Source organism: Microcystis sp. LE19-10.1B (genome assembly GCF_027530565.1).
In the GTDB taxonomy this organism is placed as follows: Bacteria; Cyanobacteriota; Cyanobacteriia; order Cyanobacteriales; family Microcystaceae; genus Microcystis; species Microcystis aeruginosa.
Map to the genome: position 1 here is coordinate 16,620 of NZ_JAPZQM010000608.1, position 25,845 is coordinate 42,464.

The following is a 25,845-nucleotide window of genomic DNA, read 5'->3' on the forward strand; positions in this document are numbered from 1 at the left end:
TGTTTACCATGACACAAATACCTGCCAAAACTGATCAAATGAGCTTAATAAAAGATGCCTTAAATCAAATTAAGGTCTTAAAAACTAAGCTACATACCCTAGAAAAAGCTAAGAATGAACCAATTGCAATTATTGGTATGTCCTGTCGCTTTCCCCAGGGAGCTAATTCACCGGAAACTTTTTGGGAATTATTGCAATCAGGAACCGATGCCATCAGCGAAATTCCGCCGCAGCGCTGGAATATTGACAATTATTACGATCCTAAGCCCGATGCAAGGGGAAAAGTCTATACCCGTCACGGTGGCTTCTTAAATCAACCGATAGATCAATTTGACGCTGATTTTTTTGGTCTTTCTCCCCGGGAGGTAGCACAAATGGATCCGCAACAGCGATTACTGCTGGAACTAGCCTGGGAAGCTCTGGAAAATGCGGGAATATCACCCTTAAATCGGCGAGGAAGTCAAACGGGGGTATTTATAGGCATGATGACTCAAGATTACTCCCATTTTAGCCATCATCCCGATCTGATTGATGCCTATACGGGAACGGGAAATGCTAAAAGTGTAGCTTCGGGACGTTTATCCTATCTTTTTGGATTTCATGGCCCAACTTTAACGGTTGATACTGCTTGTGCCTCCTCTTTAGTCGCTGTTCATTTAGCCTGCCAAAGTTTACGCAATAACGAGTGTGAAGTTGCCCTAGCCGGGGGAGTCAACCTAATGTTAACTCCCTTCGTTACTATCATGGAATCCCGCGCCCAGATGTTGTCTCCTGACGGTCGTTGTAAAACCTTTGATAGAACAGCGAATGGCTATGTGCGGGGAGAAGGCGGCGGTATTATAGTTTTAAAGTCTTTATCTGCGGCTATTCGGGATAATAACTTGATTTTAGGACTAATTAAAGGTTCGGCTGTTAACCATGGCGGTACGAGTAGCGGTTTAACAGTTCCCAATCAACTTAGTCAAGAACAATTGATTCGTCAAGCTTTAAAAAATGCTCAGGTAAAGCCAGAGGACATTAGCTATATTGAGGCCCATGGAACTGGCACTTCTTTGGGCGATCCCATTGAATTAGGTGCATTATCGACAGTTTTTGCTAAAAATCCCCACCCGGTTTGGGTTGGTTCCGTCAAAACCAATATCGGCCATCTAGAAGCGGCCGCTGGTATTGCCGGACTGATGAAAGTGATTTTATGCTTGCAACATCGACAAATTGCCCCCCATCTCCACTTCCAGCAACCGACACCCCATCTAGACTGGGAAAATCAGCCGCTGAAAGTTCCGACTAAAAACCGTGAATGGGTTAGTGAAAATTCTTCTCGTTTAGCTGGAGTTAGTTCTTTTGGCTTAAATGGCACTAATGCCCATATTATTCTCGAAGAATACCCTTACGAACCTCAAACGACTGCGGCACCTGATTCATCGCCCTATCTGTTCACCCTCTCAGCCAAGACCGAATCGGCTTTAATCAAACTAGCTCAAAAATACGCACATTACCTAGAAAATGCGAAAAATATTGCTTTAAGCTCCATTTGTGCCACTAGCAATCGCAGTCGCTCCCAATTAACCCATCGTTTCACCTGTATTATCTCTAGTCACTGCCAACTTCAAGAAAAATTAACCGCTTTCGTTCAAGGTGAACCCAGTTCTTTTCGCCAAAAAAGTGAATTTAATGGCAAAAATCGGGCAAAAATTGCCTTTCTCTTTCCAGGACAGGGTTCTCAATACCCCGGTATGGGAAGGGAACTATACCAATCCTATCCTCTATTTCGTCAAACACTCGATCGCTGTGCTGAGATTCTCCGTCAATATGGGGACTATTGCCTAACGGAGATTATTGACCAAGAAAATCATCTCAATCAAACTTTTTACAGCCAACCTGCCCTATTTGCTCTCGAATACGCCCTTTTTAAACTCTGGGAATCCTGGGGAATTACCCCCCATGGGGTTATGGGTCATAGTTTAGGGGAATATGTGGCCGCCTGTGTTGCTGGAGTCTTTAGTTTAGAAGATGCCTTAAAATTAGTCTTCTATCGGGCTAAATTGATGGATTCTGTGGGAAAAAGTGGTTCAATGGTCGTTATCTCGGCTAGTGAAGCTGAAATTAGTCCTTTAATTGCCCCCTATCAATCTCAGGTAGCTATTGCCGCTATTAATGGTCAGGATAATATTGTCCTGTCTGGTGCTGCAGAGACCATAGAAACCCTGGTAAAACAGCTTCAGGTCAAAAATCTGAAGATTACCCGGTTAAATGTCTCTCAAGCTTTTCATTCCCCTCTGATGGAGGAAATTTTAGACGAGTTCTGGCAAATTGCTGAAACTATCACCTATCATCCCCCCCAACGAGCCTTAATTTCTAACCTTAATGGCAACTTAGTCAATTTTGAGGTCACTACTCCCGATTATTGGTGTCGTCATCTCCGGTGTTCTGTTCGCTTTGCCGATGGGATAAAAACCTTACTGGACAACGGTTATGAGCTATTTGTCGAATGCGGCTCCCATCCCGTTTTATCGGCCATGGGCAGCCTACTGGATAAAAATTATTCTTGTCTTTGGTTGCCCAGTTTGCGTCGTCAAACCTCTGACCGACAACAGATCCTCGAGAGTGTCAGTCAGCTTTATCTGCGGGGATTCGCCCTGAATTGGCAAGAGATAACGGCCAATCAAGACAGTAAACCCTGTATCTTACCGACCTACACCTTTGAAAGAAGTAGTTATTGGCTAAAAACAGGCGACTTGACCCCAGAAGAAGCGCAATTATTGCCTAAATTGTCGAAATATCTCCTAGAAACACCTCCTCAACCGCCAGAAGTTGTCAAAACCACCACTGCATCATCTTCTGGTCATCTAATTACCCTTGACTCTCTTTTGGCCACACCCGCAGAGAAACAGCTTAAACAACTAGAAACCTACATTATCGGTGTTTTAGAACAGATTACCGGTTTATCCATGGTTAAGCTACATAGCAAGCAACCGCTCTCTAGTTTAGGCTTAGATTCTCTCATGTCCAGTCAATTACGACGTCAACTAGAGGAGGATTTAAAAATTATTGTTCCCGTAGAATACCTAGCGGGATTGAGTATTGAGCAGTTTTTACCGCAAATATTCAACTTAATCATCCAAAACTCCCAACCTGCAACTAGCAACAAAACTCCTCTCCCCTCAAAACAGAAAAAACCAATCAAGACGACTAAAGCCGAAAATATCTCTAATGATCCGAAACTTTGGCTAATTCGCAAACAAGCTAATCCTAACGCCCGCATTCGTCTATTTTGTTTTCCCTACGCCGGTGGGGGTGCCTCCGCATTCCAAAATTGGCTGAATTACTGCCCCAAGGAAGTGGAATTTTGGGCGATTCAACTACCCGGACGCGAAACGCGTCTTCAGGAAACTGCGATTACATCGCTAAAATCCCTGATTAATCGTCTCATTCCGATTCTGACTCCCTATTTAGACCAACCTTATGCTTTTTTTGGTCATAGCATGGGTTCTTTAATCAGTTTTGAATTAACCAGAGAATTAGCTAAAACTCGCCAAAATCTACCCCAACATTTATTTATGTCTGGATTTCGAGCGCCTCAAATTGTCAATCCCGATTTACCCATTCATCGTCTGGGAGATGAGCAATTTTTAACAGCTTTAGGTCATTTTCAAGGAACCCCAGAAACTCTCCTCAAAAATCCTGATTTAATGGCGGCTTTTTTACCAATTTTACGAGCAGATTTCAAACTCCTAGAGACCTATTCTTATCAACAAGGTCAACCCTTAAATTGTCCTATTACCGTTTTTGGAGGCCACAACGATGCCAAGGTTTCTGCCGATCAATTACAACAATGGCAACTGCAAACCAATCAAGATTTTGTCCTGCATACCTTACCCGGAGGACATTTCTTTATCAATCAACATACGGAGAAAATTATGAAAATAATTTGCCACAGTTTACGAGAGTTTCCTGAACAAATGACTGCCTAATCAACCAATTATTCAAGGGAGAAAAATCATGACTTTAGATTACAAAGAGCAATACTGTATTATTGGGGCTGGTGCCGCAGGATTAGCGGCGGCTAGAGCCTTAAGCAAAGCCAAAATTCCCTTTAATGTTATCGAATCTGCTCAGGATGTTGGGGGTATTTGGATTTATGACCGTCCCGATAGTCCAATGTATAAAAATACGCATCTAATTGGCCATAAAACCACACAACCTTTTTCCGATTTTCCCATGCCAAAAGATTACCCAGATTATCCCAATCATCGGTTAGTCTATGAATATCTTCGCAATTATGCCGCTCATTTCAATCTCTATGATTTCATGGAATTTAATCTCAGCGTGGAGAAAGTAAAAAAAGCGGGTAACTTTTGGGATGTCACCCTTAGCAACCAAGAAACCAGACGATACCGAGGGGTTTTAATCGCTAGTGGTTATCATAGTAAACCGAATATTCCTCAATTTTCTGGGCATTTTGACGGGGAAATTATCCATTCAAAAGATTATGATAATCCCGCTCAATTAAATGCTAAAAAAGTCCTGGTAGTTGGAGCGGGACAATCAGCCATGGATTTAGTCGTCGAAGCGGCTATTAATGGTAGTAAAACTTTCCATAGTACCCGCCGTGGCTTTCTCTGTATGCCGAAATTTTTGTTCGGTTTGCCCCCAGAATGGGTGATGATTAACACGCCAATCATGAATCTAATTCCAGCCCAAGAACACATGAAAATGATGGCTTTATTATCACCAATAGCTCTATTCTTACAAGGAGTTAATCTCAAAAAACTCAATATTCCTACAGATTGTAAAAGTAACGGTCTAATTATTCCCAACAGTGACCAACAAATCTATCGTTATTATGTGCATGGAGATGTCACCCATAAGCCTAATATCCAAGAATTAGACGGAAAGAATGTTATTTTTGCCGATGGCAGTACAGAAGAAATTGATCTGATTATCTACGCCACTGGTTACAAAATTGAATTTTCTTTTATTGACAAATCAGATTTAAATTGGCAAGAAGGAACCACCCAGCCCAACCTCTATATGAATGTTTTTCACCCAGAGGAAAATAACCTGTTTGTCATCGGAATGGTTCATCCCACTGGCACCCACTGGCGAGTATTTGAAGAACAAAGTAATTTAGTGGCCGCTTATCTACAAGCTCAGGATAAAAAATCCCGGTTTGTCTATAAATTTGAAAAGCTAAAACGTCAAATTAGTGCCAATTTAAGCGCCGACAATAAACACCATAGCGGTACTCACTCCTTAGTGATTGACAAATTGGGTTATATACGCCAAGCCCAAGGATTAGCTCGCCGATTACTGGCTTAAATCTCCCAGGATAATTCCCCCCCTCTGAAATCCCTCTCTCTTAACTCCAATGCCCTACATTATTGAGACAGCTACCGGTTTTCCAGAACATTACTATCCCCAAGAAGTTCTAGAAGTCAATATCAGAAATCATTGTGCTAATCTTCTTCAAGATTATTGCCGAGAAAATCAACTCGACTTCCAGGAACAAACCTTTTTTGATTTAGAACAAATTCATCGTTTTTTCAGTAATGTCAAAATTCAAGGGCGATACTTCACTATTCCCCTAGATGAATTCGATGCCGATAATCCTCCTGGAATCGCCCAACCCTTTCGTCAAATGGTCGATCTAACTATGGATTTAGTAACATCGACAGTAACTAATTTGCTCAAAAAAGCCGCTCTTTCTCCCAAAGAAATCTCCCTAGTTACTTCCGTTACTGTTCTTCCTTCCGTTCCTTCCCTAGAAAGTTTACTCCTCAATCGTCTAGATTTTTCCCTCGATATCAAGCGGCAAGCGTTATCCGGTGTCGGCTGTTTGGGAGGCGCCCAAGGATTAGCCAGAGTAAACGATTATCTGCAAGGACATCCCACCGAAGCAGCGATTTTGTTTACCACCGATCCCTCCTCTGGCCTTTGGCAAGGGTCAATTCATAGCGATTTAACGGAATTATTGGGACAATTACCCGAAGATCCGTCTCAATATAGCAATATCATTATGACCCTTGTGGTAGCGGCTTTATTTGGCGATGGAGTCGGCACGGTTCTCTTAGCGGGAGATGAACATCCCTTAGTCAAGCAAGGTAAAGCAAAACTGAAGATTATCGGCACTCAATCGCTGTTAATGCCCCACACAGAGCATTTAATGGCATTACCTTTAACAGACTACGGTTTTCGCCAAATTCTTCGCCCAGAAGTCTCTGATTACGTCAAGGGTGGGGTGAGAAAAGCGGTGACATCTTTACTGGAAAAAACAGGAGTTTCCCTCGAGGAAATTGTCTGTTGGATGGTGCATCCGGGGGGTCCAAAGATTCTCGATGCAATAGTTGAAGAATTTCAGTTAGAACCAGATGTTTTACAGGTTAGTTGGGATATTTTGGCAGAAATTGGCAATATTGCCTCTGCTACTATCCTCTGCATTCTCGATGAAACCCTTTCCCGTCCCCATCCTCCCACGGGTTCCTACGGATTAATAATTTCCATGGGGCCTGGATTTGCTCAAGAAGCCATTTTAGTTCAATTCTAAGGATATTTAAGGATGTTAAGCCAAATAGTTTTCATTGCCCTGATTAGTTACATTATTGTCCAACGAGTGCGCGTTACTCGTCTGAGTAAACAGAATATGGCCAAAGTCTTAGCGGAAGGTGGCAAACTGCATAGTTCTAATTATGTGGGATTCGTCAAGATTTTCCAATCTAGCTGGATGCTTTGCATGATCGGGGAAGTTTATCTGCTCGATCGACCTTTTATTCCAGCATTGGCTTTATTTTCCCTAATTACTACTTTTTTAGCTCAAAAGCTCCGCTATGCCTCCATTGAAGCCTTGGGCGATCGCTGGATTCATCAGGTGGTCACGGTTCCTCAGACACCCGTGATCGACAATGGCATTTATCAATATATCCGTCATCCTAACTGGTGGGCCATGATCACGGAATTAGCGGTGGTTCCCCTGTTTCATACCGCTTATCTGACATCTATAGTCTTTAGTCTCCTGAATGCTTGGTTATTAATCCAACGCATTCCGGCTGAAGAAGAAGCTTTAAGTCAAGACACCAATTATCAAGCAGTTTTCGCCAATACTCCCCGTTTTATTCCTAGTTTTAGCGCAATTTTCTCTCGCAAACAGCAACCGCTTAAAAGTTAATTGCCACGGATAGCAGGGCCGGTTCCCTACGGCCCTTTAATTACCCCTCATACCTGAATTTCAAGGAGAAAAAAAATACTATGGACTCTCTAATTGTTTCCGAAAATATTATTAGCGACAATTTAACTAACGCTCTACAAGAATGGGAAAATTTATTAGGCTCCGAATATGTCAGCACCGATAACAAAAAACGCCTAGAAGCCGAGACCGCTACCTACGAAACCCATGCTAAAATCCCGGCAATTATTCGCCCAGGTAATCGTCAAGAAGTCCAAGAATCTCTAAAAATTGCTAATCGCTATCAAACCCCTGTCTATCCTATTAGTACAGGTAAAAATTGGGGTTATGGTTCGCGAGTTCCTAGCCGCACCGGTTCGGTTTTAATGGATTTGAGTCGATTAAATCAGATTTTGGATTATAATGAAACCCTAGCTTATGTAACTATTGAAGCGGGTGTTACTCAGCGACAACTCTACGATTTTTTGCAGAAAAATGGCAATAAATTATTAATGAGTGTCACCGGTTCGACTCCTGATTCTAGTATTATTGGCAATATTCTCGAACGGGGTGAAGCCAAAGGACCTTTGGGAGATCGCTTTAATCATGTCTGTGGAATGGAAGTAGTTTTGCCCACAGGTGAATGTGTTCATACGGGATTTAATCGCTTTGAAAACTCCCAAATAGGGGCGGTCAATCGTTGGGGAGTCGGTCCCTATTTTGATGGAATTTTTACCCAATCTAACCTGGGAATCGTCACCAAAATGACTTTTTGGTTAACGCCCTATCCTGAATATTTTCAGGCTTTTTTCTATAGCATCGATCAAGAAAATAAATTAGAGTTATTGATCGATCAACTACGTCAACTGAAAATGGCAGGGGTAATTAAAACCACCTTCCACATTAATAATAACTACCGAATGTTGTCCATTCAACAACAATATCCCTGGCAGGAATGCCAAGAAAAAACTCCTTTACCCCCCGATTTATTAGAACAATTAAGTCATCAATGGGGCGGCGGTGTTTGGATAGGAGAAGGAGCTTTATATTCGGCTTCACCAGAACAGGGAAAAGTCGAAAGAAACCTAATTGAAAAAGCCTTGAAAGGAATTGTCAATAAACTTATGTTTTTTGATGAAAATAAGTTCAAAATGGCCAGCAAAATGAGTCCCATTTTTAAAGTATTTACTGGTGTGGAAATTAAGGACAAGGTGGATTTAATTTATCACAAAAATCCCCAACGAGGAATGATTACCGAAAAAGTGCTGAAGATGGCTTATTGGCGCAAAAAAACGCCCCCCACCGATAGGTTGAATTTAGACCTGGATGCCTGTGGCATGATTTGGTGTGTTCCCGCTGTTCCTTTTCTGGGAAATCATCTCAGAAATGCTCTCAATATTATCAGCAGCATCGCTCAAAAATATGGTTATGAACCTAATATCGGCATTAACTGTGTTACCGAGCGCAATATCAACATCAATGCTGCCATTTTTTATGATCGATTGCTAGAAGGAGAAGACCAAAAAGCCTTAAATTGTCACGATGAAATGTTGGCAGAATTGATCAATCAAGGCTATTATCCCTACCGTCTTAGTACCCACTCTATGAATAGTTTACCCGTAGCCCAAGACGATTATAGTTGCTTAATCCAGAAAATTAAAGACAGCTTGGATCCGAATCACATTCTCTCACCCGGTCGCTACGAATTTCTTTAAATAAGCCTAACAATCTACTGCTAACTACCCATCTCTCCCCCAATTCTAATGACTTCTAGCACTTCTAGCAAATGGCAACATCTCCGAATAGATTATCTTCCTTATATCACCGGTTGGTTTGGTAACTTTATCGTTAACAATGCCCTTCTAACCATGCTAATTTATCGCTACGACCCGGGCATTCCCAATGACTATAACTTATCCATTTTATTGCCCTCTGCTTTAGTGGGGATAGCGATAATGATTAGCCGTATTGCTGGGGCTTTTGTGCAGCCAGTAGTCGGTTATTTTTCCGATCGCTTTTGGAGTCCTTGGGGCAAAAGAAGACCATTTATACTGGCCAGTTTAGTCCCTTTAATTGGTGGTTTTATCCTGTTGTTTAATCCCCCTAATAACTTAAATCAAACCACTTACTTCATTTATTTAGTCACCATGCTTTGGGTGTTTTATGTGGGCATGGCATCCTACCATGTTCCCTATTTAGCCTGGTTGCCCACTCTCGCTAAAAGCCCAGAAGGAAGAGTTAAATTATCAACTCAAATCGGAATTTTTGGTTTAGTTGGTGCCACCATTGGTGGGATTATTGCCCCTTGGTTAACTGATAGTTATGGCTTTCATGGGATGGGTATTGCTATTAGTCTTATTGGGCTAATTACTCTAGCTATGCCCTTGCTAGAAAAAGAAGAATATAGTCCTTCTAAGGGGAAATATCCTAACTTTAAAACCACCTTAACGGCGGCTTTTACCAATCGGACTTTTTGTATATATATGATCACCATGATCTTGGCGTGGATGGTGATTAGTATTATCTCGGTGATTCCGACTTTTTTAGTAATTGCTCTCCTCAAACGAGAGGTAAGTTTTGCCGCCGTGATTAATACTATTATCGTGGGGAGTGCCTTAGCTGGATTTACCCTAGTTTTACCCTTAGCGCAAAAATATGGCAAAAAACTGGTTTTTCAAGGTTCTTTAATCTGGGTTGGCCTGGGTATGATTGCCATGGCCTGTGGTCGCTTTTGGTGGCAAGATTCTTTGATTCCTTGGTTAATCCTTTCAATCATCGCTAATTTAGCCCTAGCCAGCTTTTTTAGTCTGCCGAATGCCATGTTATCGGACATTATCGATCAAGATGCGGAGCAACAGGGAATGGGACGAGAAGCAATATTTTTTGGAACTAGGGGTCTCCTAATTCAATTTAGCCAAGGTGCGGGGTCTTTTCTAACAGGATTAATCCTTTCTTTCGGGAAAACTCCTGATAACCCCTGGGGGGTACAAATTGCCTTTTTGTGCGCCGGTATATTATCCCTAGCAGCGGCTTTTGTCCTCCGGCCTTATGCGATCAAAAAATAGTTCTTTCCTCGCTAATCTGTTATTACTCTTGACAAAACCCTACTCATTTGGAACTAGATTATGACTTCCCCCAATCCCATCACCAAACAGCAAGAAACTGCTATCAAAAAACTGCGATTGCCCTGGCGATTAATTATTACTGGGATCCTAGCGGCCACCTCGGTTTTTGCCTATCCTACCCTGCGTAATGTCCTCTTAGAAGACACCTCTGAATCCACCACCTCAGAAGAAACCGCTTCGTTAGCAATCGATAAGAGCAAGACGGCAGCCTTACCTGTGCGAACCTTAACTTTAAGTCCTGTCACCCATCACCAAGAACCGCGCCGTTATACGGGTAATATTGTGGCTAAACGGACAAGTGAACTAGGATTTGAGCGTTCGGGACAATTAATTAGTTTATTGGTTCAAGAGGGTCAAGAGGTACGCCGAGGTACTTTAATTGCTACTCTAGATACACGCAATTTAGAAGCACAAAAACAAGAACTCATCGCCCAGCGATCGCAAGCGACGGCTAAACTGCAAGAATTACAAGCTGGTTCCAGGAAAGAAAGTATCGCCGCAGCCCAAGCAAAAGTCCGCGATCTCAGGGAACAATTAGCTTTAGCCCAATCTAAATACCAAAGACGGCTAGGATTGTATCAAGAAGGGGCAATTACTAGAGAACAACTCGAAGAAGTGCAAACAGATGTTAATGCACAACAAGCGAGAATTGATGAAGCCCAAAGTCAATTAGATGAACTCAAAGCTGGTACTCGTCCCGAATTGATTTCTCTGCAAAAAGCCGTTATTGACCAATTTGATGCCCAACTGAAGAATATTAAATTAGAGATTGAGAAAAGCCAACTTCAAGCCCCCTACGATGGCACTATTGCCCTCCTTCACGTCAATATTGGCACTGTTGTTTCTGCAAGTAATCCGATCGTTCGTTTAGTGGAAAGTAATAAACTGGAAGCGCGTATAGGGGTTCCCATTGACCAGTCCGAAAACTTACCAATTGGCAGTAAACATCGTTTAAAAATTGGTAACAAAATATTAACAGGACAAGTCACTTCAACCTTGCCCCAAATCGATCCGACTACCCGTACCGCCACGGTTATTTTAAGTTTAAATCAGACTCAGGGCCTGATTCCGGGGCAAGTGGTCAGCCTAGAATTATCTCAATCAGTTCCACAATCGGGCTATTGGTTGCCCACAGAAGCTTTAGTACAAGGCACGAGAGGATTATGGTCTTCCTATGTTCTAGGAGAAGCTAATCCCGATAATCCTCGACAGTTTACCGTCAAACGCCAAGATTTAGAAGTTCTAGCGATTCAAGGCGATCGCTTGTTGGTGCGCGGGACTCTCACCTCCGGTGATCGAGTGATCGTCGAAGGGGTTCACCGCATCGTACCCGGGCAAATGGTGGAAATTTGGTAGTCAGTGGTCATTAATCAGCTTTATTATCCCTAATAATCTCCAATGAATAACTTATTTGAACGTAAACCTAGATTACTAATTCTGACCTTAATTCTGATTATTGTCTGGGGATTGTCTTCCTTTCAAATTTTGCCGCGCATGGAAGATCCCGAAACAATTAATCGAGGTGCCACCATTACCACCAATTTACCCGGTGCCAGTCCTTATCGGGTCGAATCCCTAGTGACCGAAAAAATTGAACAATCTCTCTCTAGCATCAAAGAAATTAGCCTGATTGAGTCCTCCTCAGAATTAGGGCGTTCCACGGTCAATATTGAACTTAAAGATGAAGTGACTGATGTGGATCCCGTCTGGTCACGCATTCGCGATCGGATTACCGATGTCATCCCGGAACTACCCCCAGAAGCCCAAAGACCCTTATACGAAGAAGGATATAGTAAAGCCTTTAGTTTATTGACTGCCATCCTTTGGGATCTAGATACCGCTCCTAATTACGCTATTTTACGCCGACTTGGCCAAGAACTGTTCGATGAATTAGAAGCCCTTTGGGGAACCGAAAGGGTTGAGTTAGTCGGGGTTCCAGCCGAGGAAATTTTAGTCGAAATCGATCCGGTGAAATTATCCTCCCTGGGCCTAACCGCCGTCGAAGTTGCCCAACAAATTCAAACCAGTGATGCCAAGGTTGCCGCCGGACAACTTCGCAGTAATCGCAATAATTTATTATTGGAAGTCGATACCAGTTTAGAATCACTCTCTCGGATTCGAGCCATTCCGATTCGTTACAGTAATGAGGGACAATTTACCCGTTTAGGAGATATCGCTCTAGTTACCAAGGGAATTCAAGAACCACCACCAGAACTAACCATTATTAACGGTAAACCGGCTATTGTGGTGGCCGCTATGATGGAATCGGGGCAACGCATAGACGAATGGACAGCGGCAGCCCAGGCCAAGTTAGACCTGTTTCGCCCTTCTCTCCCCCAAGGTGTGAGCCTCAAGATAATTTTTGCCCAAAATCGTTATGTGGCTAACCGACTCGATGGATTATTCAGCAACATGATCCTAGGGTTACTCTGTGTCATGGGGACAGCTTTTGTGATGATGGGATGGCAGTCCGCCTTGGTAGTAAGTGTATCGCTGCCTTTATCGATCCTGATGGTCTTTGCCGGTATGAATCTCTGGCAAATTCCCCTACATCAAATGTCGGTGACAGGAATTGTTATTGCTTTGGGACTTTTGATCGATAACGCTATTGTGATTGTCGATGAACTGCAAAAAGGACTACGGACGGGAATAGCTCACGAACATATTGTTGCTGAAACCGTTAAACAGTTAGGGATTCCCCTCTTAGCTTCTACCCTAACCACGATTTTGTCTTTTATGCCGATCGCTCTTTTGCAAGGAGGCATTGGCGAATTCGTGCGTACTATCGCCCAAACAGTGATCTTAGCCTTGGTTAGTTCTCTAATTTTGTCCCTAACGATTATTCCTGTCCTCAGTTTACGTTTATATCAACTGACTCATCGATCGCACCAGACAAAAACCCATTGGTGGGATACGGGAATTAATTTACCGCTCCTAACGGGGTTATATCGCCAAATTTTGAAGTTAATTCTCTATTTTCCCGTATTAGGTCTGGTTATTGGCTTGATTGTCCCAATTACTGGCTTTGTTGTCGCTGGCACTCTCCCGGAAGAATTCTTTCCGCCGGCAGAACGAGATCAGTTAACCCTAGAAATCGAACTGGCCCCCACCACAACCCTAGAAGTAACTCAGGTAAAAGTGGCTCAAGCTGAAAAAATACTGCTAGATCATCGAGAAATTGGGGAAGTTCACTGGTTTTTAGGGCGTAATGCTCCCCCCTTCTACTATAATCTCTCCGATGGCGTCAAAGACTCTCCTAATTTTGCCCAAGCGTTGATTCAACTTCGGCAAGTTTCTGATGAACCCCAATTGATCGAAACCTTACAAAAACAATTAAGTCAAGCTCTACCGATGGCAAGGGTATTAGTCAGCCCCCTAGAACAGGGTCCACCGGTGGGAGCCCCGATCGAAATTAGGGTTTATGGCTCAGAATTGGAGATGTTAAGGAAAATTGGCGAGTCCCTACGGGAAGAACTGGCAAAAATACCCGAAATAACCTATTCTGTTGCTGATTTAAGTGAAATTCAAGCTAAATTAGCCTTAAAAATTAATGAAGAAAAAGCTCGACTAATTGGTTTGGATAATGCGGCGATCGCCAGTCAATTGGATAACCTTTTAGAAGGTTCTGTGGGTGGCTCGATTTTAGAAGCAACGGAAGAATTACCCGTACGAGTCCGAGTCGCTAATCGCGATCGCGAGCAACTGCCACAAATTGCCTCTTTAAATATTCTCGGTAATTCCGCCACTGCTGAACGGGCGAATATTTCCCTTTCCTCCGTGGCAGAATTTGATTTTCTCCCCGAATTAGCCACGATTCCTCGACGAAATGGCAAGCGAATTAATACGGTGAAGGCCTATGTTCAAGCTGATGCGATCGCTGCAACGGTTTTAGACGAATTTCGCCAAAACTTAGAATCGGGCAAATTTTCTCTTCCGCCAGGGTATCGGCTCGAATTTGGCGGAGAGGAAGAAGAAAGAGATACGGCTGTGGCTAATCTAATTGCTAGTGTGGGAGTCTTGGCGATTCTAATGCTATCAACCCTTGTTCTTTCTTTTAACTCCTTCCGTCTTGCTGCCCTAGTTACTGTCGTCGGTATTAGTTCAATTGGACTAGCCTTATTTTCCCTCTGGTTATTTGAATATCCCTTGGGATTCATGTCCATTTTAGGCACTATCGGCTTAGTTGGGGTTTCCGTTAATGACTCTATTGTCGTGGTGGCGGCTTTACAAGCTTTACCGCCCCATCTTCAACGCCAACGCAAGGCAATCCGGGAAGTGGTCATTGCTTCCACCCGTCACATTCTCACCACTACCTTAACCACCGTGACGGGATTTGTGCCATTATTCCTCTACGGCGGCGCTTTTTGGGAACCCCTCGCTATCTGTATTTCCATCGGGGTGGTCGGAACCACCCTAAGCGCGCTGGTATTTGTCCCGTCGGGATGGTACTATCTCGCTCAAGCCCAAAAGGTTTCCCCTCTGTCTGTTTCTGAGTAGCTTGATTAAATGCCACTTTTGTAGAGACGTTGCTAGACAACGTCTCTATTGATTTGGGTAAAAATAGCCTGAAAGTCCTCTCGGCTCCACCGCCCTGATCCGAGAAAATAGGGATAATTGGCTGGGTTAAATATAATCGAGTTTGAACAATAGATAAGTTTTTTAACAAGAGTAGTTTTAGATACTAATTACCCGATGGACTGGGGTAGAATTGGGAAAACCAGTCCAACTGTTTTAGCCAAGCTATTTAACTATGATTAAAATTAACTTGCTGTTCGGGTTATCTTCCCTTAAAAAATCGAAAAAAAACTTTACATAAACTCAAAGGAGGGCCTCGTAAATTGCTCATCTAAAAGCAGAGTGAGTTATCGGACAAAGTTTTTAGGTGCTTTTGTTGATTACTTCTTAACCACCGTCTTAAAGTAGAAGAAGGGAGATGAAAGTTAATCAGTTACTAAGACGCTACGAACAAGGAGAGCGGGATTTTTTAGCCATTGACTTGATGAGTCTAGATCTACAACAAGTGACTCTGATTGCCGTCAATTTTGCTGCGGCCAATTTGCGCGGAACTAATTTGAGTCGCTCTTTTCTGACTAAATCAAATCTGCGGGGAGCGAGTTTGAATTGGGCGAATTTAACCTATGCCAAATTAAGTCAAGCGCAATTAGTGGAAGCGGACTTAACCAAAGCCAATCTCACCGGGGCCTTTATGGTTCAGGCAAACCTGCGTAACTCGCGATTAAGTGGGGCGGATCTTTCCCATGCTAATCTCCGGGGGGCGAATTTATGCGGGGCGAATTTATGCGGGGCGAATTTATACTTAGTTAATCTCTTGGAGGCAACCCTAGATAAAGTTAATCTCAATTGGGCTAATTTGCAAGAGGCGCGGTTAAGTGGGGCTAAATGTCGTCAGATTTCCGCAAGGGAAGCCAATTTTAGCGGCTCTTTTCTGAAAGAGGTGGACTTTCAAGGGGCCAATTTAGAAAGGGCTAATTTTAGCGAGGCACGTCTGACGGGTAGTGATTTACGCGGGGCCAATTTAGCGGGTGCTAATCTAGCGGGAGCGCGTTTACAAGAAGTAAATCTACAGGGAGCGGACTTGAGGGGTGCTAACTTGACGGGGACTTGTTTTGAGAGCGTCACCGGTTGGACAGAAACCGCCCAAGAAGATGATATTTTTCCCCTAGACTGGTTTCAGCCCCGTTTTGCCACTTAAAAGTCAATATGTCTGCCGAAAGTCCCTCCTTTTCCTATCAATTAACGATTAGCTGGAGTGGTTAATCTTTGGTTAGGAATGGGGATTGGGGGAGCATTATTCGGCTCGTCCTCGAAGGGTAAAGCAGGAGGAGGAGGAGTGGTAAGCTAAACGGCGCTTAACCTGCATGATCCAACAGCTATAACCCTTTTGGAGTCTATATCGGTGATCCGAAGTAAAAGCCGTTTAGCTTAGCACTGGGAGATGGTGCTGGAGATGGCGTGGGATTAACGGCAGCGGGGGGACTTTTCGGGGTGACTACGGGTGCGGGAGAGCTAAAACCGAGGAGATCTTTGCCAAAGGGAAAAACATTTCTCCAGCGTTGAATATTGGGATGACCAAACCAATCTTGACGGGACACCTTCACCGAGAGCAAAGGTGCGATCGCCCCTGATTTTTCGGCCGTTATCAATAAATCAATTTTATTAAGACCCTGTTGTTGATTAAAACGACTGATGATAGTTTTCTCTGCTAATTGCGATGCTCTAGTCAATAATCCTTCGTAGGATTCTCCCCGTTTAACTGTGATGGGAAGATTAACAGTGGATTGAGCAAAAACCACATCAACGGCGATAATTCCCGTCAGCAGCGTTAAAACAGTAATAGACTTGTACATAGGACAGACGGTTAAACAGGCACTCCCTCGCTAGGGTCGGGATCTTCCCTGTTAGAGTTCCCCGATCGCTTTCTTAAATTACCATGACCGCTCTCTGGCCACAATTGAAATTTTTCGGTAGCGAAATCGTCCTTAGTCCCTAGTAATAGGCAATAGGGGAATAATTGGGGCTGGCTGAATAAATCTAAAAACTTTGTTGGATAAGCTAAACGGCGCTTAACCTGCATGATCCAACAGCTATAACCCTTTTGGAGTCTATATCGGTGATCCGAAGTAAAAGCCGTTTAGCTTAATATCTTTAGGCTTTTTTCAAATCAAAAAGTGCCAGCCGAGAGTAATCGGGGGGAAAATTCAGGGACTTTTTTCCTGAAAATGGGTAAAACCCCACACCCCACACCAACGCAAAACTTTTTTAGTATAACCTAATTGTATTTGGCCCCATCGACCAGAGGTTGTTAATTATGACACAAACTAGCGAAACCGTTACCTATTCTCTCGAATCTGTCCTAAAAGAAATTAAAGATAGCATTAAAGAGGTTAATCAGAAAATTGACTCTCTCCAAAGAGATATGGGTCAGAAAATAGATTCCTTTCAGAGAGATGTGGATCAAAAATTTGACACCCTGCAAAGAGATGTGGATCAGAAAATCGACAATCTCCAAAGAGATATGGATCAAAAATTTGACAGTCTCCAAAAAGATGTTAATCAAAAATTTGACAGTCTCCAAAAAGATGTTAATGATTTAAAAGTGGAAGTCACAGAAATCAAAGGAGATATTAAAACTCTTGATCAGAAAGTCGAAACAATGGATAAACGACTAGAAAAAGTTGAAGATAATTATGCAATCTTAGTTAAAGATATTGCTGACTTGAAAGGGTTTAAATCCCTGATTATCCCCATGGTTGTGGCTTTTTTAAGTGCCGTGGTAACTTTGGGATTGCGCGGCTTTTTTCTTGGCAACAAACCTTAATTTTTTATTTCAATAAAGTAGTTATCTGTAAGAGGGGTTTAATTATGACACAAACTAGCGAAACCGTTACCTATTCCCTTGAATCTGTCCTGACAAGAATCGAGAGTAAAATCGACAATCTCCAAAGAGATGTTAATCAGAAAATCGACAATCTCCAAAGAGATATGGATCAAAAATTTGACAGTCTCCAAAGAGATATGGATCAAAAATTTGACAGTCTCCAAAAAGATGTTAATGATTTAAAAGTGGAAGTCACGGAAATAAAAGGAGATATTAAAACTCTTGATCAGAAAGTCGAAACAATGGATAAACGACTGGAAAAAGTCGAAGATAGTTATGCAATCCTAGTTAAAGATATTGCTGACTTAAAAGGTTTTAAATCCCTGATTATCCCCATGGTTGTGGCTTTTTTAAGTGCCGTGGTAACTTTGGGATTGCGCGGCTTTTTTCTTGGCAATAAACCTTAAATATATCGGTGAATATTTTAATCATCAAGTTTATTTTGTAATCTACCAATAAAATCCATGAGTTTTTGTATTAATCCTCATTGTCCCAAACCGAAAAGTATCACGGAGAGTCGTTACTGTCAATCCTGTGGTTCCGACTTGCTTTTAAATGGTAAATATCGAGTCACAAATTTATTGAGTGCCAAAGGTGGATTTGGTAATACCTATGAAGTGATAGATGAACGTAAAATACCCAAAGTATTAAAAGTTCTTACCTACGATTCTAGCAAAGCTATTGATTTATTTCAACAGGAAGCCAATCTTTTAAAACAATTAAATCACCCCGGTATTCCCAAAGGAGAAAACTATTTTATTTATCATCCCCGGGAGAGTCAAACTGCTTTACACTGTTTAGTCATGGAGAAAATTGCTGGTATTGACTTAGAAGAACATCAAAAACAAAGAGGATTTAAACCGATTGATTATAATCTCGCTTTGGATTGGTTAACTCAGTTAGCTAATATTCTCCATGAAGTTCATAAACATAAATTCTATCATCGTGATATAAAACCTTCTAATATTATCTTAAAACCCGATGGTCAATTAGTTTTAATTGATTTTGGGGCAGCGCGACAAGTGACTAAAACTGTCCTAGCAGGAGGTAAAAATACAGGAATTTATACCCCCGGATATGCTCCTCCTGAACAATCTCTTGGTCACTCTGTCCCCCAATCAGACTTTTATGCTTTGGGCAAAACTTTCGTCTTTTTGTTAACCGGTAAAGAACCCAGTGACCCGAAAATTTACAATATTAATACCAATGAATTTAACTGGCGTAAATATGCGCCAAATATCCCTTCTCGATTAGCAGATTTTATCGATAATTTAATGGCAGAAAAACCTATTGATCGACCTAAAGACACCAAAACTTTGCTAAAAATTATTACTGATATTAAAGCCAATACCCATCAAACTAAAAAAACTAAAAAAACTAAAAAAACTAAAAATTCTTCTCTTGAAAAACCTAAAATTATTCCTATTCCCAATCCTGCACTTATTTCTTTACTCGCTGCAATTTCTCCCAGTTATGCTGGGTTTTGGCTCCGGTTAAAAGCCTCTTTAATTGATTCTTTTATCGTTCTTATTATCGCCGCTTTATTAGGTGGTTATATCTGTTTTCGCTTACAACAATGGTCAACTTTTCAAGATTTAAACCTTGATTTTGATATAGCCAAAGAAATCTGGGTTTACTACGCAGCAGGATTAAGTGCAGCTGGAACAACAATTTTTGGTTTTGCTTTATTTATAGCGGCAATTATCTATAATATTCAAGCCAAAGTTAACTTTACTCACGAACATATTGCCATCCTGACCGCTCTCGGTTTAGGAATAGTTATTAAATGGTTATATTATGTTTTCTTAGAATATCTTTTTAAAGCCACTATTGGTAAAATGTTTTTTGATTTATCCGTCACCGATAGCCAAGGCCGACGCATATCTTTTGCAAGAGCAAATCGCCGCTACTTACTAAAATATCTCTCCACTGCTCCCTTATATTTGGGCTTTTTACTGGCAGCCTGGACAAAGAAAAAACGCGCCCTTCATGACATGATTTCTGGTACACAAATCCGCAAGAAAAAGTAACCAGATGCTAGAAAAGTAGGGAGATGAGAGCGGGACGATAGGATAAAATTAACTACAATAGGGACAAGATATTCCTGCTCGGTAATTGGGGGACTGTTTATCTTTTTCATCGATGGGATGACCGCAAGCGGGACACATTTCATAATGTCCTACCTCTAAATTAGCTGTTAGTGCCACTCTTTGATCGAAAACAAAACATTCTCCTTGCCAAAGACTCTGATCAGGACTAACTTCTTCTAAGTATTTCAAAATACCTCCCTCTAGCTGATAAACTTGAGAAAAACCTTGATTTAATAAAAAAGCTGCCGCCTTTTCACAGCGAATTCCCCCCGTACAAAAAAGAGCTATTTTTTTATCGTTAATACGATCAAAATTGTCGTGAATATACTCAGGAAATTGGCGAAAATGCTGGATTTCTGGGTTAAGCGCTCCCGCAAAAGTACCGATCTTCACTTCATAATTATTACGAGTATCGATCACTACCACGTCCGGCTCTTTCAGCAATTGGTTCCACTCTTCAGTTTTGAGATGAATTCCTGTGTTTTCGAGAGGATTAGCCTTGGGTTGACCAAAAGTCACAATTTCCTGTTTTAAGCGAATTTTTAAGCGTTGAAAGGGCAAATAATCGCAAACAGACTCTTTCACTTCTAGATTAGCTAAACGAGTATCGGTTTTTAACCAACTAATCACCTCAGCGATCGCTTGACTGTTCCCGGCGATCGTTGCATTAATCCCCTCGGCTGCCAGAAGAATAGTTCCTTTAATTCCTCTTTCTTGGCAGTATTTTTGTATTTCTGGCTGTTTTTGACGATAATCTGACAAAGCCACAAACTGGTAAAAAGTGGCGACTAGATAAGACATGGCAGGCAAGGGAAAAATTAACTTGTAATATTTTTCACTATAGGTTATGATAACGAAAGTGTCCTAAAAACCAGATCGGGGGTTTAGCTCAGTTGGTAGAGCGCCTGCTTTGCAAGCAGGATGTCAGCGGTTCGAGTCCGCTAACCTCCATAGTCCTGACTGATTTCCCCTTGCTTGGTGATTAGCTCAAGTCTTCTTGGGGAGACAATTAGCTAGGGGTTGCCGAAAAAATCTAAAAACCTTGTTGGGTAAGACTTTTAGACCTTTTGTCAATCAAAAGGTACCAGATATGGGAGTGATCGGGGGGAAAATCCCTGGACTTTTTCCCTGAAAATTAGGTAATTGACCCCCTCAAAATCGGTAAAACCCTACACCCCACACCCCACACCCCACACCCTGTCCCCACGAAAAACTTTTTCAGCAGACCCTAGTTAATTATTAAATGATGTCTCGTACCTATCAAGCTACTGGAATCAATCTACAAGGAATGGCCTTCGGAGAAGCCGATCGCCTCTTAACTATTTTGACCGCCGAGTATGGTTTAATTAGAGCCATCGCTCCAGGTGCGCGCAAGTATAAATCTTCCCTGCGGGGTAGAAGTGAACTATTTGTGGTCAATAATCTGTTGATAGTCGCTGGAAAATCCCTAGATAAGGTCGTTCAAGCTGAAACTATCGAATCTTATCCCAAATTAAGTCAAAATCTCGCCAAACTCACCGTTAGTCAATACCTCTGCGAACTGGTTTTAGCGATCGCACTGAGCGAACAACCCCAGAGGGAATTATACGAATTAATCTGCAGCCATCTGGCCAGAATTGAAGTCCTCGACGAGAATCAATACATACTTCCCTACCTTTGTCAAGCAATTTTTCATTTCTTAATAATTGCCGGCTTAGTGCCGCAAGTCCATAACTGCCTGTTGACGGGAAAAGCCTTAATTGGGGACAATTGCCTAGGATTTAGTTTCGAGGCAGGGGGCATAATAGATCTAGCTGCCCTCACAGAAACAATCAACCCGCCCAAAATCGATAGTAAACTGACGTTGCAAGAACTGCAATTACTGCAATGCCTAGGAAAAACAGATTTTCCCCCAGAAGAAAACCTTACCTCAGAACTAGCTTGGATTAACCTCGATCGTTTGCTGCGTCGCTATACTCAATATCATCTGGGAAAAACTTTTCGCTCCTCGGCATTAGTTGAGGGTTTATCTCCCTTAGAATTTTAAACAGATAGCAAAAATCATCATAATGCAACTGTTTGACTCAGAAACTGACGACGCTACGTCCAGCGCCTCCCCCACTCCTGTTTTTAATTCTTCCGATTCCTCACCGAGGCAATCCGACGCAGAAACCATGAACCGCTTGCCTAAACGTGCGCCCAAATCCAATCCCAGTCAGGGTTTTGCCCCAGTGCTAAAAAACCCGCGCTTTCTCATTCTCTGGGCGGGGGGAATTTTTTCCCAATTAGCGGATAAATTCTATTTAGTCCTGATGATCTCCCTAATTGCCACCCATTACCAAGAAGCCGATCAATCGATTAGCGGCTGGGTATCGGCGATAATGATTGCTAATACAATTCCGGCGGTGTTAGTGGGTTCGGTGGCGGGTGTATATGTTGATAGATGGTTAAAAAAACAAGTTTTAGTTATTTCTAACCTTTTACGCGGGGCTTTTGTCCTCGTCATACCCCTATTATTATGGTTAGTGCGCGAGCAAACTTTAGCGGTTCCCCTCGGTTGGTTGCCTGACGGTTTAAGAAATTGGCATTACCGGTTACAGGGAGAATTTAATTTACCCTTCGGTTTTTTCCTGTTGTTAGTCATTACTTTTCTTGTCTCCACCCTAACCCAATTTTTTGCCCCCGCCGAACAATCTACCCTGCCATTAGTGGTAAAACGTCGTCATCTTCTACCCGCTAATTCCCTCAACACTTTAACCACCATGGCAGTATTAATTATCGGTTTTGCCATCGGTGAACCGGTATTAGCTTTTGCTGATAGCATTTTCGGCACGAGAGCCGGACAATTTGATATTGGCAAAGTGATGATTGTCGGTGCTTTTTATATAATTGCCGGTTTAATTCTAATTATCCTGCGAACTAGCGAAAAATATGTTATTCCTACCGCAGAACAGCCCCATGTTTGGGAAGATATCCGCGACGGCATTCGTTACCTCAACAAAAATCATAAAGTTCGTAACGCTCTAATTCAATTAGTCATCTTATTCTGTATTTTTGCTGCTCTATCAGTATTAGCCGTCAGTATGGCGGAAAAACTACCCGGGTTAAAAGCCTCTCAATTTGGCTTTTTATTAGCCTCCTGTGGTGCGGGAATGGCAGTTAGTGCGATTACCCTAGGTTATTGGGGTCAAAAATTCTCCCACACCCGATTAAGTCTCTGGGGTTCCCTGGGTATGGCGGCAGCTTTAATCGGTTTATCCCTAGCAACAAAAAGTTTAATTTTAGCCTTCGCTATGACGGCTTTATTAGGGATTTTTGCCGCTTTAGTCGGGGTTCCCATGCAAACTACCCTACAGGCAGATACACCCCCCGAAATGCGCGGTAAAGTCTTTGGTTTAGAAAATAATGCCGTTAATATTGCCCTCTCTTTACCCTTAGCTGTCGCGGGTATCGCCGAAACTCAATTCGGACTCCGACCGGTACTATTAGCTTTAGCAGTTATGGCAGTTATCGGCGGTGGTTTTACTTGGTATGTTTCTCGCAATTTATCTAAAGATTAGCGTAACTTTTCAGTTATCAGTGATCAGTTATCAGTAATCAGTAGTTAGGAGTTAGGAGTTAGGAGTTAGGAGTCAGGAGTCAGGAGATTGAATAGAAAACGGGTTTCTTGAAGAAACCCGTTTTCTGGATCACCCTATTGCAGACAAAGAGCGAGCTAAGGTTAAGGCGGAATGTCTGCGCTTGTTAATCACTTTAAGGTTAGATGCGGCGAAAATGGAATTAATTTCTGGATTTATTGATACTTATCTCAATCTAAATCCGGTCGAAGAGATACAATTTCAAGAAGAGATTAGCACATTTAGTTAACCCGTACAGGAGGGAGTTATGCAAATTACCACCAGTTGGATGCGTCAAGGTATCGAACAAGGTATCGAACAAGGTATCGAACAAGGTATTGAACGCGGTATTGAACGCGGTATTGAACGCGGTATCGAACGCGAAAAGACATTGATTCTTCGTCAACTTAAACGCAAGTTAGGGGAGATTAATCCTTTATTAGAAACTCAAATTATGGAGTTAAGTATTGATGATGTCGAAGCATTAGGAGAAGCTTTATTCGACTTCTCTGCGGTTGAAGATTTAATCAATTGGTTAAATACTTTAACTGCCTAGCTTTGACGTTAGCGATCGCCTTTTGGAGAAAACGGGTTTCTTTAAGAAACCCGTTTTCTGCGTAAGTACAGTATATCACAAAAATTGCTTTGGTGGTTCAAGAGAACTGATAACTGATAACTGAAATGAATAACCCAAATACTGATTTTGATACTCCTTGGAAAGATGTCTTAGAAATCTACTTTGAAGACTTTGTTTCCTTCTTTTTTCCTCAAGCTCACGCGGGTATTGATTGGAATCAAGGCTTTGAATTTCTCGACAAAGAACTTCAACAAGTGGTGCGGGATGCTGAGTTAGGCAAACGTCTCGTCGATAAGTTGGTGAAAATTTATCGTATGGCGGGAGAAGAGACCTGGGTTTTAATCCACATAGAAATCCAGGGTCAGCGAGAAATTGACTTTGCTGAACGGATGTTTGTCTATTACTATCGCATTTATGATCGTTACAGGCGTTCAGTAGCGAGTTTGGCAGTTTTAGGTGATGATAATGCTTCTTGGCGACCCAATCAATTTGAGCGTGAGTTATTTGATTGTCAAGTGAGTTTTCGCTTTCCGGTCGTCAAGTTGCTAGAATTTAAGCAGCAGTGGTCAGCTTTAGCAGCCAGCCGCAATCCTTTTGCTACAGTCGTGATGGCGCATCTCCAAGCTTTAGAAACTCGGCAAAACCGAAAAAAGCGCAAAGAAGCGAAATTAGCATTAACTAAACGGTTGTACGAACAGGGTTATCAACGAGAGGATATTCTCAACCTCTTTAAGTTTATCGATTGGCTGATGAGCTTACCCACTGAATTAGAACAAGAGTTTCAACAGGAATTAAATCAGTACGAGGAGGAAAAAAGAATGCCTTATATTACCAGTGTTGAAAGAATGGGAATGGAAAAGGGGATGATTCAAAAAGCTCGAGAATCTGTCATTGATGCCCTTGAGATTCGCTTTGAGAATGTGCCTTCGGAACTGGTTGATGAGATTAGCCAAATTCAAGACACTTCTCTTCTGAAAAATCTCTTAAGACAAGCGATTACTCTTGACTCAATCTCAGATTTTCAAGGCTATTTAAATCAGTTAATCAAACCTGAATAATTCTGGTTTGTCGCCCAAGAAAACGGGTTTCTTCAAGAAACCCGTTTTCTGTATAATGTTAATTTCTGTTACAGGGGTCTTGAAAGATTGGCCATTGTTATGCTAAAACTGTTATCAATAAACTTTTGCTGTCAATGTCATGACTTCTACCCTTTTGTCGATTATTCCTGCTGTTTACGATGTTTTGTTCAATTTCGCTCAATCTGATGGTTTTTGGGCGAATTTGGCTATCGCTTTTGGCACAAGTTATGATGTGGTTAAGGCGACGGAATTACGACAACAGTGGCAAAGCCGAAATTTTAGTCAAATTCCCCCGATTGAGGTACTCAGTGATGAAGTTTTGGGGACGGCGAATGGTGCTTATGCCAGCAGTACCAATAAGATTTATCTATCAGCATCTTTTTTAAATACGGCCTCGTCAGCATCGATAGTTAATGTAATTTTAGAAGAGATTGGGCATTATGTGGATGCTCAAGTTAATCAGGTGGATAGCGCGGGAGATGAGGGGGCAATTTTTGCAGAGTTGGTGCAGGGAAATAGTCTGGATGTGGCAACCTTAGACGCTTTACGAGCAGAGAATGACCAGACAACAATTATAGTAAATGGGGAAATTATTCAAGTAGAACAGGCGAATTTTACGGGGACTAATGGGAATGACAATATTACTGGAACTTCTGGGGATGACACTATTAGTCCTTTACGAGGACAAGATAACGTCAATGGTGGGGACGGAAACGACCTATTAATTGTCAACTACTCCAGTAACACCTACGCGGGGACAACCACCTTTCCCGCAGGAATAGGTAGCAGTATTTTTGAGAGTGGTGGGGCTTGGAGTGGT

16 protein-coding genes, 1 tRNA gene and 3 pseudogenes are annotated in these 25,845 nt (G+C 42.1%); 18 read left to right on the top strand and 2 right to left on the bottom strand.

Translation table 11 applies throughout. The features are described from left to right. Positions 1-38 precede the first annotated feature (38 nt). From O9332_RS21875 to O9332_RS21915, 9 genes are all read left to right on the top strand, one after another. Positions 39-3,971: a beta-ketoacyl synthase N-terminal-like domain-containing protein gene (locus O9332_RS21875; protein ID WP_288027403.1), complete on the top strand. Its 3,933-nt coding sequence runs from the start codon at positions 39-41 to the stop codon at positions 3,969-3,971. Positions 3,972-3,999: 28 nt separating this feature from the next. Continuing rightward, positions 4,000-5,319, top strand: a complete 1,320-nt coding sequence (locus O9332_RS21880; protein WP_002798961.1) for a flavin-containing monooxygenase — start codon at positions 4,000-4,002, stop codon at positions 5,317-5,319. A gap of 49 nt (positions 5,320-5,368) precedes the next feature. Beyond that, the gene (locus O9332_RS21885; RefSeq protein WP_002731880.1) at positions 5,369-6,544 is read left to right on the top strand and encodes a type III polyketide synthase; all 1,176 of its coding nucleotides are present in this window, start codon (positions 5,369-5,371) and stop codon (positions 6,542-6,544) included. Positions 6,545-6,556: 12 nt separating this feature from the next. Further along, the gene (locus O9332_RS21890) at positions 6,557-7,162 is read left to right on the top strand and encodes an isoprenylcysteine carboxyl methyltransferase family protein (protein ID WP_002731647.1); all 606 of its coding nucleotides are present in this window, start codon (positions 6,557-6,559) and stop codon (positions 7,160-7,162) included. Between the two features lie 80 nt (positions 7,163-7,242). After that, positions 7,243-8,874 carry an FAD-binding oxidoreductase gene (locus O9332_RS21895; RefSeq protein WP_288027405.1) on the top strand — a complete coding sequence of 544 codons (1,632 nt, stop codon included), beginning with the start codon at positions 7,243-7,245 and terminating at the stop codon, positions 8,872-8,874. A gap of 48 nt (positions 8,875-8,922) precedes the next feature. After that, on the top strand, positions 8,923-10,224 hold the full coding sequence (locus O9332_RS21900) for an MFS transporter (protein ID WP_287737395.1): 1,302 nt from the start codon (positions 8,923-8,925) through the stop codon (positions 10,222-10,224). Between the two features lie 60 nt (positions 10,225-10,284). Beyond that, the gene (locus O9332_RS21905) at positions 10,285-11,640 is read left to right on the top strand and encodes an efflux RND transporter periplasmic adaptor subunit (RefSeq protein WP_288027407.1); all 1,356 of its coding nucleotides are present in this window, start codon (positions 10,285-10,287) and stop codon (positions 11,638-11,640) included. Positions 11,641-11,682: 42 nt separating this feature from the next. After that, the gene (locus tag O9332_RS21910; RefSeq protein ID WP_288027420.1) at positions 11,683-14,781 is read left to right on the top strand and encodes an efflux RND transporter permease subunit; all 3,099 of its coding nucleotides are present in this window, start codon (positions 11,683-11,685) and stop codon (positions 14,779-14,781) included. A gap of 436 nt (positions 14,782-15,217) precedes the next feature. Continuing rightward, positions 15,218-15,997 (top strand): pentapeptide repeat-containing protein, encoded by a 780-nt coding sequence (locus O9332_RS21915; protein WP_002763888.1) that lies wholly within the window; start codon positions 15,218-15,220, stop codon positions 15,995-15,997. A gap of 228 nt (positions 15,998-16,225) precedes the next feature. Here O9332_RS21915 and O9332_RS21920 read toward each other — a convergent pair. Further along, positions 16,226-16,652: pseudogene (locus O9332_RS21920) on the bottom strand (hypothetical protein); the annotation flags it as partial. A 461-nt stretch (positions 16,653-17,113) separates the two neighbouring features. On the opposite strand from O9332_RS21920, the gene O9332_RS21925 reads away from it, so the two are divergent. From O9332_RS21925 to O9332_RS21935, 3 genes are read left to right on the top strand one after another with little or no spacing between them, the layout of a single operon-like run. After that, positions 17,114-17,623 (top strand): coiled-coil domain-containing protein, encoded by a 510-nt coding sequence (locus O9332_RS21925; protein WP_002763892.1) that lies wholly within the window; start codon positions 17,114-17,116, stop codon positions 17,621-17,623. Between the two features lie 44 nt (positions 17,624-17,667). Continuing rightward, complete coding sequence (locus O9332_RS21930) at positions 17,668-18,090, top strand: hypothetical protein (protein WP_002763893.1); 423 nt, start codon at positions 17,668-17,670, stop codon at positions 18,088-18,090. 57 nt (positions 18,091-18,147) lie between these two features. Next, the gene (locus O9332_RS21935) at positions 18,148-19,713 is read left to right on the top strand and encodes a protein kinase domain-containing protein (protein ID WP_002763894.1); all 1,566 of its coding nucleotides are present in this window, start codon (positions 18,148-18,150) and stop codon (positions 19,711-19,713) included. Positions 19,714-19,761: 48 nt separating this feature from the next. On the opposite strand, the gene trhO is transcribed toward O9332_RS21935, so the two are convergent. Continuing rightward, entirely contained in the window at positions 19,762-20,574 is an 813-nt protein-coding gene (trhO, locus tag O9332_RS21940) for an oxygen-dependent tRNA uridine(34) hydroxylase TrhO (protein WP_002763895.1), read from the bottom strand. 77 nt (positions 20,575-20,651) lie between these two features. Here trhO and O9332_RS21945 point away from each other — a divergent pair. The 6 genes and pseudogenes from O9332_RS21945 to O9332_RS21970 all read left to right on the top strand — a co-directional run. After that, positions 20,652-20,724, top strand: a tRNA-Ala gene (locus O9332_RS21945). A gap of 292 nt (positions 20,725-21,016) precedes the next feature. Then, entirely contained in the window at positions 21,017-21,799 is a 783-nt protein-coding gene (gene recO, locus O9332_RS21950) for a DNA repair protein RecO (protein WP_002763897.1), read from the top strand. Between the two features lie 22 nt (positions 21,800-21,821). Continuing rightward, a complete protein-coding gene (locus O9332_RS21955; RefSeq protein ID WP_002763899.1) occupies positions 21,822-23,312 on the top strand; it encodes an MFS transporter in 1,491 nt (496 codons plus the stop codon). 136 nt (positions 23,313-23,448) lie between these two features. Beyond that, positions 23,449-23,925, top strand: a pseudogene (locus O9332_RS21960) (DUF4351 domain-containing protein); the annotation flags it as partial. A 125-nt stretch (positions 23,926-24,050) separates the two neighbouring features. Then, positions 24,051-25,004 (top strand): RpnC/YadD family protein, encoded by a 954-nt coding sequence (locus tag O9332_RS21965; protein WP_288027425.1) that lies wholly within the window; start codon positions 24,051-24,053, stop codon positions 25,002-25,004. Between the two features lie 139 nt (positions 25,005-25,143). Beyond that, positions 25,144-25,845 (top strand): annotated as a pseudogene (locus O9332_RS21970) (Calx-beta domain-containing protein); the annotation flags it as partial.

Excerpts from the sequence above, each read along its gene's own strand:
- O9332_RS21875 (WP_288027403.1), top strand. The coding sequence starts at position 39 with ATGAGCTTAATAAAAGATGCCTTAAATCAAATTAAGGTCTTAAAAACT.
- O9332_RS21880 (WP_002798961.1), top strand. The coding sequence starts at position 4,000 with ATGACTTTAGATTACAAAGAGCAATACTGTATTATTGGGGCTGGTGCC.
- O9332_RS21885 (WP_002731880.1), top strand. The coding sequence starts at position 5,369 with ATGCCCTACATTATTGAGACAGCTACCGGTTTTCCAGAACATTACTAT.
- O9332_RS21890 (WP_002731647.1), top strand. The coding sequence starts at position 6,557 with ATGTTAAGCCAAATAGTTTTCATTGCCCTGATTAGTTACATTATTGTC.
- O9332_RS21895 (WP_288027405.1), top strand. The coding sequence starts at position 7,243 with ATGGACTCTCTAATTGTTTCCGAAAATATTATTAGCGACAATTTAACT.
- O9332_RS21900 (WP_287737395.1), top strand. The coding sequence starts at position 8,923 with ATGACTTCTAGCACTTCTAGCAAATGGCAACATCTCCGAATAGATTAT.
- O9332_RS21905 (WP_288027407.1), top strand. The coding sequence starts at position 10,285 with ATGACTTCCCCCAATCCCATCACCAAACAGCAAGAAACTGCTATCAAA.
- O9332_RS21910 (WP_288027420.1), top strand. The coding sequence starts at position 11,683 with ATGAATAACTTATTTGAACGTAAACCTAGATTACTAATTCTGACCTTA.
- O9332_RS21915 (WP_002763888.1), top strand. The coding sequence starts at position 15,218 with ATGAAAGTTAATCAGTTACTAAGACGCTACGAACAAGGAGAGCGGGAT.
- O9332_RS21925 (WP_002763892.1), top strand. The coding sequence starts at position 17,114 with ATGACACAAACTAGCGAAACCGTTACCTATTCTCTCGAATCTGTCCTA.
- O9332_RS21930 (WP_002763893.1), top strand. The coding sequence starts at position 17,668 with ATGACACAAACTAGCGAAACCGTTACCTATTCCCTTGAATCTGTCCTG.
- O9332_RS21935 (WP_002763894.1), top strand. The coding sequence starts at position 18,148 with ATGAGTTTTTGTATTAATCCTCATTGTCCCAAACCGAAAAGTATCACG.
- trhO (WP_002763895.1), bottom strand. The coding sequence starts at position 20,574 with ATGTCTTATCTAGTCGCCACTTTTTACCAGTTTGTGGCTTTGTCAGAT.
- recO (WP_002763897.1), top strand. The coding sequence starts at position 21,017 with ATGATGTCTCGTACCTATCAAGCTACTGGAATCAATCTACAAGGAATG.
- O9332_RS21955 (WP_002763899.1), top strand. The coding sequence starts at position 21,822 with ATGCAACTGTTTGACTCAGAAACTGACGACGCTACGTCCAGCGCCTCC.
- O9332_RS21965 (WP_288027425.1), top strand. The coding sequence starts at position 24,051 with ATGAATAACCCAAATACTGATTTTGATACTCCTTGGAAAGATGTCTTA.